A 14,363-nucleotide genomic window follows, 5' to 3' on the forward strand; every position below is an offset into this window, starting at 1 on the left:
GAGTTCTCAAGGTCAAGTAGCAGCCATTCTATCGTCCGTTGCGCCGGAGCCCGCGCTACGCTGCGGAGTTATGGCTTCTGAGGACTCCCCATCGCCCAATGAGATCGACGATCCGGTCTACCGCCAAGGCATGATCGAGCTGCTCGGCGTGCTCGCGTACGGCGAGATCACCGCCTGCGAGCGGCTCGCCGAGGACGCGAAGATGGCGCCGGACCTCAAGACCAGGGCCGAGATCATGGCGATGGAAGCGGCGGAATTCGATCACTTCGCGCAGCTGCGTGATCGTCTCGTCGAGCTCGGCGAGGATCCGTACGAGATCATGGCGACGTTCACCGACACGTTCGACCGGTTCCACAAGCAGACTGCGCCCGCCGACTGGCTCGAAGGCCTCGTCAAGGCGTACGTCGGTGACGGTCTTGCCGCCGATTTCTACCGCGAGATCGCGGCGTACCTCGATGCAGAGACTCGTGCTTTGGTGCTCGAAACATTGAGCGGCACGGGCCACTCGGAGTTCGTGATCGACGCCGTACGCGGTGCGATCGAAGACGATCCGAAGGTTGGCGGTCGACTTGCACTCTGGGGTCGCCGCCTCATGGGCGAAGCGCTCAGTCAGGCACAGATGGTCGTTGCCGAGCGCGATGCGCTCAGCGCCGTCCTCGTGGGTGGCGTCGACCATCCGGGCATGGACCTCGCCGGTATCGGCCGCATGTTCACGCGGCTCACCGAAGGCCACGCAGCCCGGATGGAAAAGCTGGGCCTCGCAGCCTAGTTACTTCTTCGAGGCGGGGACGGCGGTGAGGCCGAATCCGACCTTGCGGCCGACGTCTGACGTGAAGTCGAGGTAGGCAACGCGTGCTGCGGGTACGGCAACTGTCCGACCCTTGTCGTCGGTCAGGACGAACACCGAGTCGTCAGCGATCGCCTTGCTGAGTGCGTCGAGCACCGCCTGCGGCTCGGACTCGGTTGCAACTGACAGCTCGCGGGCGGCGTACTGGACGCCGATCTTGACCTCCACGGTCACTCATCTCCTTGGTTCGTGTCGTCTTCATTGCGGGGGAACCCGCCGATGCCGCGCCATGCGAGGCCGGCGGCGAGCTGCACCGCTTCATCGCGGGTGAGGCTTGAGTCTGCGGACAACCAGTTGCGAGCTCCGACGTGGCCCATGCCTACAAGGCTGACGGCGAGCAGATGCGAGGCGGCGCCAGGCAGGCCGGTGTCTTCGTGGATTACCTCGGCGATGGCGGCAGCCGACTCCTCGATGACGCGGTCGACCTGCTCACGTACGGACGGGTCGTTGGTCAGATCGGACTCGAATACGAGACGGAACGCTTCACCCTGGCCGGCGACGTAGTCGTACCAGAGCTCCATCGTCGCTTTCACGCGCTTGCGGTTGTCGGTTGTCGAGGCGAGAGCCGTCTTGACGCCGTCGATGACGGTGTCGCACGACGTCTCGAGCAATGCGAGGTAGAGGTCGAGCTTGCCAGGGAAGTGTTGATAGAGGACCGGCTTGGAGACGCCAGCGCGCTCGGCAATCTCGTCCATGGAGGCCGAGTGATAGCCCTGTTCGACGAATACCTTGAGGGCAACCTCAAGGAGCTGGGCACGACGCGCGGTCCGGGGCAGGCGACTCGTACGAGGCCGCAGCGGAATGACTTCACTCACATCGCTCAGCGTAGTCGACCCCTGTTCGCCCACGATCCGGACGCCAGTCGTGTCATGTGGGCGCTTCGCGGAACAATGGAGGGCGGTCGTGGCGTTATGCCACCACCAGCACAAGCAATGAGGAGAACACCGTGGTTGCCCCACTAGTCGAACCCGCTGACGAGCTCACGATCGACGAGGTCCGTCGCTACAGCCGACACCTCATCATCCCCGACGTCGGCATGACCGGGCAGAAGCGTCTTAAGAACGCCAAGGTCCTCGTGATCGGTGCCGGCGGACTCGGCAGCCCCGCACTCCTCTACCTGGCCGCAGCTGGCGTCGGCACCCTCGGCATCATCGATGATGACGTCGTCGACGAGTCCAACCTGCAGCGCCAGGTCATCCACGGACAGTCCGACATCGACCTGCCCAAGGTCGAGTCCGCCGCCCGCTCGGTCGCCGAGATCAACCCGTACGTGAAGACGATCTTGCATCACGTACGCCTCGACACCGACAACGTGCTCGAGATCTTCTCGGGCTACGACCTGATCGTCGACGGCACCGACAACTTCGCAACCCGCTACCTCGTCAACGACGCGGCGGTCCTGCTCGGCAAGCCGTACGTGTGGGGCTCGATCTACCGCTTCGAAGGCCAGGTCAGCGTCTTCTGGGCCCAGGAAGGTCCGCAGTATCGCGACCTCTACCCCGAGCCGCCGCCGCCCGGCATGGTCCCGTCCTGCGCCGAGGGTGGAGTGCTGGGCGTGCTGTGCGCGTCGATCGGCTCGATCATGGTCACCGAAGCGATCAAGCTCATCACTGGAATTGGCGATCCGCTCATCGGCCGCCTGATGGTCTATGACGCACTCGAGATGCGTTACTCGACGCTCAACATCCGCCGCGATCCGAATGGCGAGCCGATCACCGCGCTCATGAGCGACTACGAAGCGTTCTGTGGCGCGATCAGCGACGAAGCTGCCGACGCGGCCGCTGACTCGACGATCTCGGTCACGACCCTCGAAGGTTGGCTCAAGGAGCGCAACGACGGCGGCCGCGACTTCGTGCTCGTCGACGTACGCGAGCCGGGCGAGTTCGAGATCAACAAGATCCCGGGCTCGATCCTGATCCCCAAGGGCGAATTCCTCAACGGCAAAGCTCTCGAGCAGTTGCCCGGCGACAAGCAGATCGTGCTGCACTGCAAGTCCGGCGTACGTTCTGCCGAGGCGCTCGCGGTGCTCAAGGGCGCTGGCTACGAGAACTCGGTACACGTTGGAGGCGGCGTCGTCGCGTGGGTCAACCAGATCGACCCGAGCCAGCCCACATACTGAGGTCATGACTGCACCGTCTTCTGAGGCGGACTTCACCGAGCGGGTTCTGCAGCTGGTTGAGCAGATCCCGCCGGGGAAGGTCCTTGCGTACGGCCTGATCGCCGAGATCCTGCAAGAAGGCGGACCGCGTCAGGTGGGTCGCGTCATGGCTCTCGAAGGCGGTGGCGTGCCCTGGTGGCGAGTCGTCCGAGCCGATGGCAGCCTGCCGCCATCGCATGGGATTGATGCCCAGGTGCACTACGTCGAAGAGGGCACGCCGATGAAGGGCAACGGATCGGCCGTGGACATGACGGAAGCACTCTGGCGATTCGAAGCCTGAGTGTCACACCTGTCTGATGAGATGGGGCTCATGCCCGAGTACGTCTTGCAGCGGCCGACCGCTGCGTCGATCACCCCACCGGTGCTCGACGACAGCCAACAGGCTGTGCTTGACCACTTCGCGTCGGGACCCGGTGGCCCGTTGCAGGTGCTGGCTGGGCCGGGGGCGGGCAAGACCACGGCACTCGTCGAGCTGGTCGTCGATCGCGTCGAGAACGGCGGACTCAGTCCTGATCAGATCCTTGTTCTGACCTTCAGCCGCAAAGCGGCTCAAGAGATTCGGTCGCGTATCGCTCGCCGACTGGCCCGCACGACGAGCACGACGCCGGCGATGACCTTCCACGCGTTCTGTTACGCGTTGTTGCGCGCGGAGCAGTCACCGACAGACTTTGCCAGTCCGATCCGATTGTTGAGCGCTCCCGAGAATGACGCCATGATCGCCGAGGTCCTGGCTGGCGTCGATGCGGAGAAATGGCCGGCGGTGCTGCGTCCCGCTTTGCGGACGCGTGGACTCGCATCAGAGCTGCGCTCGCTGATCGCGTCTGCCCGCGCGTTGGGCATGGACGACGCCGACCTTGCACAGGTGGCGGCACGCGTAGACCGTGATGACTGGAAATCCGCGGCCACATTCTTTGACGAGGTGACAGCGGTCGCGGCCCTGGCCAACACGATTGATCACACCGACCTGATCTTCGCGGTCGTCAATGCGCTCAAGGATCCCGAAGTTCGTGACCGATGGCGATCCAAGCTTGCCCTGATCGTGGTGGACGAGTACCAAGACTCCGATCCGTTGCAGGTCGAGCTGTTGAGCGCTCTGGCGGGAGACGGACGCGACCTGGTCGTCGTCGGCGATCCCTATCAGTCGATTTACGGCTTCCGAGGGGCTGATGTGCGCGGCATAGTCGACTTCCCGGATCGATTCGCCACGTCGGCCGGTCCTGCTCCACGCATTACTCTCGGCTACACCAACCGTTATGGCGCCGTCATCGCCTCCGCGGTCAGATCGATCGTCGACAACAAGGGTGCTCTCGGCGCTGTTGATGGATCGGCTTACGACGCCCTGCGCAATCCCACGAGCAAGGTCGACGATCCGGGCTCTGTCGTCGTGCACACGTACTCCACGCCGACAGCCGAGGCCGAGCACATTGCCCTGATGCTTCGGGAGGCCCATTTGCACGATCACGTCGCGTGGCGCGACATGGCGGTACTCGTACGATCCGGTGTCCACCTCATGAGGCTGCAGCGTTCGATGGTCGCAGCGGGCGTGCCGGTCGAGGTCGCGGGCGACGAACTACCGCTGGCCGTCGAGCCTGCGGTACGGACCTTGTTGTCTGCCCTTCATGCCGCCGATTCGATGAGTCGTGGCGAGAAGATGACGCCGGATGTGGCGCACTCCCTGCTCACCGGCCCGCTGGGGCACCTCGACGCTGCGGGTGTACGCCGCCTCGGCCGGACTCTTCGAAAGTTCGATGCCGCAGATGGCGAGACTCCGCGAGCGTCACGACTTCTCATCGCAGAGGCGCTCGGTGATCCCGTACTTCTCTCGACACTCGAAGTGGTCGGCCCACCCGCGCGAGCTGCCGAGGCGGCCGCCAAGCTCAGTGAGCTTCTTCGCAAAGCCGCCGACCAGATCAAGAGCGGGGCGCCAGCCGAGCAGGTGCTCTGGACCGTCTGGGACGGTACGCGCTGGCCGACCAGGCTCCAGGCTGAAGCTGAAGGCGATGGCGACGGCAGTGCTCGCGCCAATCATGACCTTGATGCCATCTGCGCCTTGTTCGCCGAGGCCGCTCGCGCTGAGGAGCGCGAGGCCCATCGCTCGGTCGCTGAGGTTGCTCGAGCTCTCGAGGCGCAGCAGATCCCAGCCGACTCGATCGCCCAGAGCGGCGACTCAGGGGAAGCCGTTCAGCTGATGACAACTCATCGAGCCAAGGGGCTCGAATGGCAACTCGTCGTTGTTGCTAGCGTCCAGGACGGCGAATGGCCGGATGTGCGCGCTCGCGGGAGCCTCCTGCAGGGAGACCGGCTCTCGCCAGACGGTGTGCTGCCCCCGCCATCGCCGTGGGCTGCGGCGGCCGAGGAGCGCCGCCTCTTCTATGTCGCGTGCAGTCGTGCCAGATCTCGCCTTGTGGTCACTGCAGTTGCCAGTGGCTCAGATGAAGGAGATCAGCCGTCGCGATTCGTAGGTGAGTTGCACGCACACCTGTCTGGTGCGGTGAGCCGTACGCTTCCCGACGCCCAGCCCCGACCTCAGCGCTCGCTGTCATTGCGCGGCGCCATTGCCGAACTCCGCCGCATCGGCGAGTCCACCGATGATCCGGCTGTGCGGGAACGTGTGGCGATCCAGCTCGCTCGATTGGCTCAGCATTCCTCGGGTCGCCCAGCCCACCCGGATCGCTGGTGGGGCCTGGTTGAGCGCACGGCGACCGACACCCCCGTACGTGACCCTGAGGTGCCACTCCGGCTCTCCGGAAGTCAGATGAACACGCTCGCCAAGTGCGCCCTTCAATGGTTCGCCGGTCACGAAGCCAAGGGAGACCGCGGCACATCAGCTGCTCAGGGCTTTGGCTCAATCGTTCACGCTCTTGCCGCAGAAGCCGTACGAAGCGGGGTCGAGCCCGAGGTAGCCGAGCTTTCGTCCCACATCGATGCGGTGTGGGGCGCCCTCGGGTTGGCTCCCTGGATCAGCCTGCGCGAGCGTGGCGAAGCCGTGGAAGCGCTGGAGAAATTCGTGCTGTGGCATCGCAAGAACCCGCGGGAGGTACTCGCGGTCGAGCATGACTTCGATGTCACGATCGACGTTGATGGCCGAGCGACACAGTTCACCGGGTCGATGGACCGGGTGGAGCTCGCCGACGATGGCATCCATGTTGTCGATTTCAAGACGTCCAAGAAGGCAATGAAGGCCAAGGACGCCGAGGTCAACCCGCAGCTGGGTGTTTACCAGTTGGTGGTTGAGGCGGGCGGCACGGAGACTCTGTCGGCGGGCGCTGGTGCGGCGGGAGCCGAGCTCGTCTACCTACGCACTGACACCAAGTCGGCCACGATCCGCAATCAACAGGGCGCTCCGGAGGGGACCACGACCGCACGCGAGCAGGTGCAGGAAGCCGTTCGCCTCATCGGTGCCGAGGAGTTCGCGGCGACCGTGGGCGATGCGTGCGGCTACTGCGCGTTCAAGCGCATCTGCCCGGCGCATGACGATGGCTCGTCGATCCTGATCGAGGAGAAGTCGTGAACGGCCCGCTCGTCCCGAACGAGCAGGATCTCATCGAACGGCTGGATCGGCAGTTCTCGCGGGCTCAACTCGATGCGATTACCCTTGGCCTCGACGCTCCGAGCGCGATCATCGCGGGCGCTGGATCAGGCAAGACCACAGTCATGGCGGCGCGTGTCGTCTGGCTGGTGGGACACCTGGGCATCCCTCCGGAACGCATCCTCGGCCTGACGTTCACCAACAAAGCCGCGGCCGAGCTCGGGCAGCGCATCCGCGCCAGCCTCGAAACGCTCGGCGTCGACCATGCTGAAGCCGGCTGGGGCGAGGTCACGGCCTCGACCTATCACGCGTTCGCGGGCTCGCTAATCGCTGAGCACGGTCTCCGACTCGGAGTGGAGCCCGACCTGCGGGTCGTCACGGACGCTTCGCGCTTCCAGCGTTTCGCCCGAGCCGTCGAGTCATACGAAGGGACGCTGGACCTCGTCACCACATACGTTCCGCGCCTCGTGCCGGATGCGATGAAGCTCGACTCCGAGCTGTCCGAACACCTGGTCACTCCGGAGGCTCTCCGTGACTACGACGCTCAGGTGATCGCGGCAATCTCCGACCAGAAGGTCATCGCAGCGTCATCGGCGACAGCCCGCAAGCGCACCGAGCTGAGCATGCTGGTCGACGCGTACCGGCTCGCCAAGCTCGCTGACGGCGTCATGGACTTCTCCGATCAGATGGCGTGGGGCGCACAACTTGCGATGCTTCCAGAGGTTCGCGAGTCGATGCTTGAGAAGTACGACGTCGTACTGCTCGATGAATACCAGGACACCTCGGTGGCTCAGCGCGATCTGCTCGTTGGCCTGTTCAAGGGACTCCCGGTCACGGCGGTCGGCGATCCTGCTCAAGGCATCTACGGGTGGCGCGGTGCCGCGACCGGCAACCTCGAGGACTTCCTCGATGACTTTGCGATCGACGGTGTCCCAGGGGAGAGGCTGACGCTCCGGCAGACCTACCGGTGCCGCCCCGAGATCATCGGCGCAGCCAACAGCATCATCTCGGCGTTCTACGACGACGCGAAGGTGACTCGCAGCGTCGAACCCCTGACCTCGGGCAAGGAAGCAGGCGGCAAGGTCGAGGTCTCGCTGCACTCGACCGTGTCGCAGGAGATCAGCGCGATGGTGCGCGAGATCGAGGAGATTCGTGATGAGGGCGTCGTACCCCTGCGCAGCGTGGCGATCCTCGTACGAGTGGCCGCCGAGAACGGAGAGATCGTCAAGGCGCTCCGTGACTCACACATACCGTTCGAGATTGTCGGCCTCCAGGGACTGCTGGCACAGCCCGAGGTTCAGGACGTCGTCTCCCTTCTCGAAGTCGTCGACGACGTCACCGCCAATCCGGCTACTCTGCGCCTGCTCACCGGACCCCGCTGGAACATCGGGCCACGTGACCTTGCCTTGCTTGGCCGAAGGGCCTCGCAGCTCAGCCGATCGGTGGGTGGCGCCGAGTCGGAGTCATCGTTGGCGGCCGACCTCGCTCATGCTGTCGAAGGAACCGACCCGACCGAAATTGTCGCGTTGGCCGATGCCCTTGAGGATCTAGGAGACTTCAACTACTCCGACGCCGCCCGCGAACGGTTCGGTGAGCTGGCAAGCCTCATCTCGTCGGTACGTCGCCACAGCAGTGAGCCTTTGATTGACCTCACCCGCCGCGCGGTTAGAGCGCTCGACCTCGACATCGAACTCGAAGCGGGTGATGTCGAGGGAGCTGGTGACAACCTCGCGCTGTTCCTGGATGCTGTGGCGACCTATGCAGAGAGCGATCGCTACGCGTCGCTGGCGGGTCTGCTTTCGTACTTCAACGCCGAAGAGGTTTACAACCAAGGGATGGAGGTGTTCACCCCATCCGAGGCAGAATCGGTCAAACTCCTGACCGTCCACCGCGCCAAGGGGCTGGAGTGGAACACCGTCTTCGTGCCCTTCATGTCAGCGACGGTCTTTCCCACGGGGCAGGGCCGCGCCAACTGGATCACATACGCGAACGCGGTCCCCACGGCCCTGCGCGGTGACCGGTCGAGCCTGCCTCAAATGGCGGACGCTCCCGAGGACTGGACTGACGACTCACGCGGCGTCCATGACGGACGGATCAAGGAACTTGGGCAGATGGAGGAGCGCCGTTTGGCGTACGTCGCCTACACCCGTGCCGAGGAGCGACTCGTTCTGTCAGGTCACTGGTGGGGCCGTACCCAGATCAAGCCGCGCGGCCCTTCGGAGTTCCTCCTTGAGACTCGCAAGTGGCTGATCGACGCCGGCCATCACGCGACCGTGTGGGCTGAAGCGCCCGTTGATGGTGCGACCAACCCCCACCTCGACACTGTGCGGCGTGCCGAATGGCCGGCAGCCCCGCCGGTCCTCGCTCGTCGCCATGCTCTTGCTGCCGCGGTACGCGAGATTCTTGACCGGCCCGATCAGCCAGCACATGATGTGCCACTGATCCCTGTAGATCGACTCGACCAATTGAGCGCAGATGTCGATCTCTTGCTTGCGGAAGCGGACGCAGTGGCTGCCAAGGAGCGAGTCGTGACGCTGCCCGGCTCGGTGTCGACCACGTCGATGCTCGGGCTTGCCGAGGATGAGGCGAAGTTCGCGCGCGAGCTTGCCCGCCCGATGCCGCGCCAGCCTTCTCCTGCCGCCCGTTTCGGCACCAGGTTCCACGCCTGGGTCGAGGCGCACTACGGCCAACAGGTGTTGCTAGACCCGGCAGAACTTCCGGGCCAAGGCGATGTCGATCTCAACTCGGACGCCGAGCTGGACGAGGTCATCCAGATGTTCAGCGATGGCGAGTACGGCCAGCGCAACCCACATGCGATTGAGGCACCCTTCTCGATCGTGTTGGCGGGACAGCAAGTGATCGGGCGTATCGACGCGGTCTTCGCCACCAGCCTCGACGACGGCCGGAGCGGATTCGAGGTCGTCGACTGGAAGACCAACAAGAAGGCGACCGCTGACCCTTTGCAGTTGTCGATCTACCGGCTGGCGTGGGCTGAGCTCAGTGGCGTCGACCCCGCCGACGTGACCGGCGCGTTCTACTACGTACGTCTGGGTCAGACCGTGCGATATGGCGCCGACGACCTGCTCGACCGCCCGGCGCTGGAGGCGCTTCTCAGCGGCAACTAGCCTGATCGGGTGGACTACGCCTTCGATCACGCCCAGCACGACCGAACCGCACACCTTCGCAAGGACGATGCCTGGCGCACGGCCGAGCCGCTGCGCGTCATGGTGATCGGCGGCGAACACGTAGCCACCGAGGGCGGCAAAGGTATCCGCTGGATCAGCATCGACGAAGCTCCGGACGGTGACTGGATCTACCTCGGCACGAAGGACGGCGTCCACCACGCCGCAGTGGTGGTGAGCGGCCGCGTACCCAAGGAGCTCGAGCCGGTGAGCCTGCGCATCCTCGGTCCTTCCGTGGCCCCGGACGAGGCGTCGCTCGCGGTGCACGCCATCGGGCTCTCACGCTGGCACGAAACCCACCAGTTCTGCGCCAAGTGTGGATCGCCCTCCGAGCAGGCAGAGGCAGGCCACACGCGCATCTGCCCGGCCTGCGGCACACATCATTTCCCGCGCACGGATCCAGCCGTCATCATGCTCATCACCGACGGCGACGACCGGGCGCTGCTGGGTCGTCAGCCGATCTGGCCCGAGGGGCGCTTCTCAACCCTGGCTGGCTTTGTGGAGCCAGGGGAGACCCTCGATGACGCTGTACGCCGTGAGGTCATGGAAGAAGTCGGCATCGAGGTCGGCAAGGTTACGTACGCCGGCAGCCAGCCCTGGCCCTTCCCGTCGAGTCTGATGCTGGGATTCTTCGGCGAGGCGCTCAGCACCGACATCAAGGTCGACCAGAACGAGATCGCCGAAGCGCGCTGGTTCACCCGCGAAGAAGTTACCGAGATGACAGCGTCGAGCGACTTGCTGCTGCCGCCGAACGTCTCAATCTCCCGCTGGCTCCTGCAGACGTGGCACGGCGGCGTGATCCACGGGAAGTGGGCTTAGCTAGCGAGCTGAGCCTTGACCTGAGCGACTGACGGGTTGGTCAGTGCCGTGCCGTCAGTGAAGACGAGCGTCGGGACAGTCTGGTTGCCGTTGTTGGCCTGCTCAACGACGAAAGCCGCGTCAGGAACAGCCTCGATGTCGACCTCGTCGAACTCGATGCCCTCTCGCTTCAGCTGCCCCTTGAGGCGATGGCAGTAGCCACACCACGGGGTGGAGTAGAGGGTGAACGTGCTCGACATGAACTGTCTCCTTTGACGACTAGTCTTCATTGTCTCAACACCTGACCGATCCACCGCATTCCCCTGAGGAGCCCGTGTGCCTGATGCCGACGACCTGCTGACGGGTCTCGACCCCGAGCAGGCTGATGTCGCTCGGGCGCTGCGCGGACCGGTCAGTGTCGTCGCGGGTGCAGGCACCGGCAAGACCCGGGCGATCACGCACCGGATCGCGTACGGAGTGGCGACCGGCGTCTACAAGCCAACCGAGGTTCTTGCGGTCACGTTCACGACCCGTGCGGCCGGCGAGATGCGCACACGCTTGCGCACCCTCGGCGCCGATGGAGTACAGGCCCGCACGTTCCACTCGGCGGCGCTGCGTCAGGCGCAATACTTCTGGCCCCATGTCTACGGCGGCCCGTTCCCCGAGATCGTGAAGTCCAAGTTCCCGCTGGTCGCCGACGCGCTCCGGCGGCTCGGACGCCGTGGTGACACACCCTTGCTCCGAGACCTTTCGTCGGAGATCGAATGGGCCAAGGTCAGCAACATTCCGCCGTCGACTTATGCCGAGAGGGCGGCAGCTGCGCGGCGAGAAGTCGCCGACCTCGACCACGACGACGTGGCCAACGTTCTGACCGCTTACGAAGACGTCAAGCGCGAGCGTGGGCGCATCGACATGGAAGACATCCTGCTCGTGACCGCGGCGATCCTCGCCGATGACGAGCGCATCGCGGCGCAGGTTCGCAGCCAATACCGTTGGTTCGTCGTCGACGAGTTCCAGGACGTCAACCCACTCCAGTCGACCCTGCTCGACCTCTGGCTCGGTGGCCGCAACGACATCTGCGTCGTCGGCGACCCGCGCCAGACGATCTACTCTTTCGCGGGCGCCTCGCCGCAGATCCTGGCGTCCTTCGCTCGCAAGCACGAGGGTGCCGAGCGCTACGAACTCGTACGCAACTACCGATCGACCCCGCAGATCGTGGACGCAGCCAACGCCGTGTTCAGCAAGGTGACTGACGTCAACCAGGGCGTACGCCTCCAGTCGCAGCAGGAGCCGGGCAATCCAGTGACCTACGCGGGCTTTCCCGACGAGCAGGCCGAAGCCGCGGCCGTAGCGAGCGAGATCGCATTGATGAACCGCCGAGGGGTGCCGTTCAAGGAGATGGCCATCCTGTTCCGCATCAACGCTCAGTCCGAGACCTTCGAGGAGGCGCTCGGCGAGCACGGCATTCCCTACGTCCTCCGCGGGGTTGAGGGGTTCTTCCACCGCGCCGAGGTGCGGCAGGCCGTCGCCTTGCTGCGTGGAGCGGCCCGAGGCGGCGAGGGTGGAGGCGAGCTGGTCGACGAGGTACGCGCGGTCCTGTCGAGCATGGGACACACCGACAAGCCGCCGAGCGGTGCTGGAGCTGTACGTGATCGGTGGGAGTCGCTGCACGCGATCGTGTCGATGGCCGCCGATCTGGTGGAGGCTGATCCCGCAGCAGACATTGATGCGCTGGTGGCCGATCTGGCTCGCAGAGCTGATCAGGCGCACGCCCCGGCCGCCGACGGCGTCACGTTGGCGACGCTGCACTCAGCCAAGGGGCTCGAGTGGGACGCCGTTTTCTGCGTCGGTATGCACGAGGGCATGATGCCGAGCGTTCACGCCGACACCCCGGTGGCGATCGAGGAGGAGCGCAGGCTCTTCTACGTGGGCCTGACGCGCGCTCGCAACGACCTGATGATCTCGTGGGCCACCACCCGCCGCCGCGGTGGCCGCGGCAACCGCGGACCCACGCGATTCCTCGACACCCTGCTCCCGAGCAATCACGAAGCGCGGCAGACGACCAAGCAGCCGCGCGATCGCAAGGTCGCACTGCGCTCATCCAAAACGTGCCGGGTCTGCAACACCGTCCTCGCGGTTGCCGACCGAAAGCTCGGTAGGTGCGCCGACTGCCCACCCAGCTACGACGAGGGGCTTTACGAGCGCCTTCGTGCCTGGCGCTCGACCGAGGCCACCCAGCAGGCGAAGCCCGCATACGTGATCTTCACCGACGCGACGCTGCAGTCGATCGCGGAGGTCAAGCCGACCAACGAAGCCGCGCTCGCTGCGGTCCCAGGCATTGGGCCGGCCAAGCTCGAGAAGTACGCCGAGTCCGTACTAGCTCTGGTTAAGGGCTGAGCTGTCGGGTCACCGGGTTTCGACCTTCCTGGCGCCTACGGCGCGGCACGCTCAACCTGCCTCGGCCGTTCGGCCGCAGGCGGCCTCAAGCCTCGGCAAACCCGGGTAGCGATTCCTCGACGATCGAGCGGAACGGCGCCGTTGCGCCGAGCTGGCTGAGTACGCCGATACCGCCGAACCACACGCGGTGGATCAGCAGGTACTGCGGCGGGAGGTTGAGCTTCATTGCGGTGCCCATGCCTTCGGCCGTCGGTGCGCTCACCCGCTGCATCTGCTCGCGCATCCATTCGCGGCTGAACGTGAACCGCTCGACTCGGGCAGGCTCGGCGAACGGTCCGAGATAGCGCGCGATCGTGTCGGGATCGAGTTCGACACCGCGCTTGAGGAAGCCCTCATCGTGCAATCCAGCGACGACGGCCTCGAAGTCTCCGTCGACGACCAGACGCAGTAGACGTCCCATCGACTCAGGAAGTCCGTCAGGGAGGCGCGCCACAGCGCCGAAGTCGACCACTCCGAGCCGGCCGTCCGGCATGATCCGGAAGTTGCCCGGATGCGGATCAGCGTGCAGCATCCCGGCCCGCTCGGGACCGGCGAACAGGAACCGTACGTAGGCCTCGCCGTAGCGATCGCGCTCCTCCTGTGTGCCGGTGGCGATGATTTGCGCCAGCGAAGAGTCGGCCTCGAGCCACTCCGACACCAGGGCTCGCTCGGTGTGAGCGAGCGGCTCGGGGATCACAACCTCGGGATCGTCGGCGAATGCGCCGGCAAACACGCTCTGCGCGCCAGCTTCGAGCGAGTAGTCCAGTTCCTCGGCAACGCGGTCCTGCAGCTCAGCGATGAGTGGCTTGACATCCAGTGCCGGGGCGAGGATGCCGAACAGTCGAGCCATCCGAGCGATTTGGCGCAGGTCTGCGGTCAACGCCTTGGCGGCACCTGGGTACTGGATCTTGACCGCCACCTCAGTTCCATCCAGCCAGGTCGCCCGATGAACCTGCCCGATCGACGCCGAGGCGGCCGGAACATCACCGAAGGTTGGGAACTGGTCTCGCCAGTTTTCGCCGAACTCCTCGACCATCACCCGATGCACAACACCAGGCGGCATCGGTGGGGCGGAGTCCTGCAGCTTGGTCAGCGTCTCTCGGTACGGGCCGATCAGCTCATCGGGCAGCGCTGCCTCGAAGATGCTCATGGCCTGGCCGAACTTCATTGCGCCGCCCTTGAGCTGCCCGAGCACCGTGAAGATCTGATCGGCCGTACGACGTTGCACCTCGTCGATCACCGCCTGTGCCGGCGCACCGACGATGCGCTTGCCGACGCCGAGCGTCGTACGTCCGGCAAAGCCGACTGGCAGCGACGCGAGCCTGGCAGTGCGCGCGAACGCGCTGCCGCTCAGCGGCCGTCCTTCGGGCTTGTCGTCTACCACCGAGTCAGGATAGTCGCGGCGACCCGACG

The 14,363-nt window shown here is 65.2% G+C and carries 11 protein-coding genes; 7 read left to right on the forward strand and 4 right to left on the reverse strand.

The features are described from left to right. Positions 1-70: 70 nt before the first annotated feature. Positions 71-769 carry a ferritin-like fold-containing protein gene (locus J2X11_RS05755; protein ID WP_309967801.1) on the forward strand — a complete coding sequence of 233 codons (699 nt, stop codon included), beginning with the start codon at positions 71-73 and terminating at the stop codon, positions 767-769. Here J2X11_RS05755 and J2X11_RS05760 read toward each other — a convergent pair whose 3' ends face one another. Beyond that, on the reverse strand, positions 770-1,021 hold the full coding sequence (locus J2X11_RS05760) for a DUF3107 domain-containing protein (protein ID WP_309967804.1): 252 nt from the start codon (positions 1,019-1,021) through the stop codon (positions 770-772). After that, positions 1,018-1,662, reverse strand: a complete 645-nt coding sequence (locus J2X11_RS05765) for a TetR/AcrR family transcriptional regulator (RefSeq protein ID WP_309967806.1) — start codon at positions 1,660-1,662, stop codon at positions 1,018-1,020. Before J2X11_RS05765 ends, J2X11_RS05760 begins: the two co-directional genes overlap by 4 nt. Positions 1,663-1,793: 131 nt before the next feature. Between J2X11_RS05765 and moeZ the strand changes: the two genes are divergently transcribed. The 5 genes from moeZ to nudC are packed head-to-tail and all read left to right on the forward strand — an operon-like array spanning position 1,794 to position 10,535. Beyond that, positions 1,794-2,966: an adenylyltransferase/sulfurtransferase MoeZ gene (gene moeZ / locus J2X11_RS05770; protein WP_309967809.1), complete on the forward strand. Its 1,173-nt coding sequence runs from the start codon at positions 1,794-1,796 to the stop codon at positions 2,964-2,966. 4 nt (positions 2,967-2,970) lie between these two features. Then, entirely contained in the window at positions 2,971-3,285 is a 315-nt protein-coding gene (locus tag J2X11_RS05775) for an MGMT family protein (RefSeq protein ID WP_309967812.1), read from the forward strand. Positions 3,286-3,315: 30 nt separating this feature from the next. After that, entirely contained in the window at positions 3,316-6,516 is a 3,201-nt protein-coding gene (locus J2X11_RS05780) for an ATP-dependent helicase (protein ID WP_309967816.1), read from the forward strand. Next, entirely contained in the window at positions 6,513-9,659 is a 3,147-nt protein-coding gene (locus J2X11_RS05785) for an ATP-dependent DNA helicase (protein WP_309967819.1), read from the forward strand. The genes J2X11_RS05780 and J2X11_RS05785 overlap by 4 nt, the downstream gene beginning before the upstream one ends. 9 nt (positions 9,660-9,668) lie before the next feature. Beyond that, positions 9,669-10,535: an NAD(+) diphosphatase gene (nudC, locus tag J2X11_RS05790; RefSeq protein WP_309967822.1), complete on the forward strand. Its 867-nt coding sequence runs from the start codon at positions 9,669-9,671 to the stop codon at positions 10,533-10,535. Here the strand turns inward: nudC and J2X11_RS05795 are convergent. Beyond that, on the reverse strand, positions 10,532-10,774 hold the full coding sequence (locus J2X11_RS05795) for a mycoredoxin (protein WP_309967824.1): 243 nt from the start codon (positions 10,772-10,774) through the stop codon (positions 10,532-10,534). The two genes, nudC and J2X11_RS05795, sit on opposite strands and share 4 nt — an antisense overlap. A gap of 76 nt (positions 10,775-10,850) precedes the next feature. Between J2X11_RS05795 and J2X11_RS05800 the strand changes: the two genes are divergently transcribed. Then, positions 10,851-12,911, forward strand: a complete 2,061-nt coding sequence (locus J2X11_RS05800; RefSeq protein ID WP_309967826.1) for an ATP-dependent DNA helicase UvrD2 — start codon at positions 10,851-10,853, stop codon at positions 12,909-12,911. Positions 12,912-12,996: 85 nt separating this feature from the next. Here the strand turns inward: J2X11_RS05800 and J2X11_RS05805 are convergent, their stop codons facing one another. Further along, on the reverse strand, positions 12,997-14,334 hold the full coding sequence (locus J2X11_RS05805; RefSeq protein WP_309967829.1) for an ABC1 kinase family protein: 1,338 nt from the start codon (positions 14,332-14,334) through the stop codon (positions 12,997-12,999). Between the last annotated feature and the right edge of the window lie 29 nt (positions 14,335-14,363).

Source organism: Aeromicrobium panaciterrae, from assembly GCF_031457275.1.
GTDB classification, from domain to species: Bacteria; Actinomycetota; Actinomycetes; order Propionibacteriales; family Nocardioidaceae; genus Aeromicrobium; species Aeromicrobium panaciterrae_A.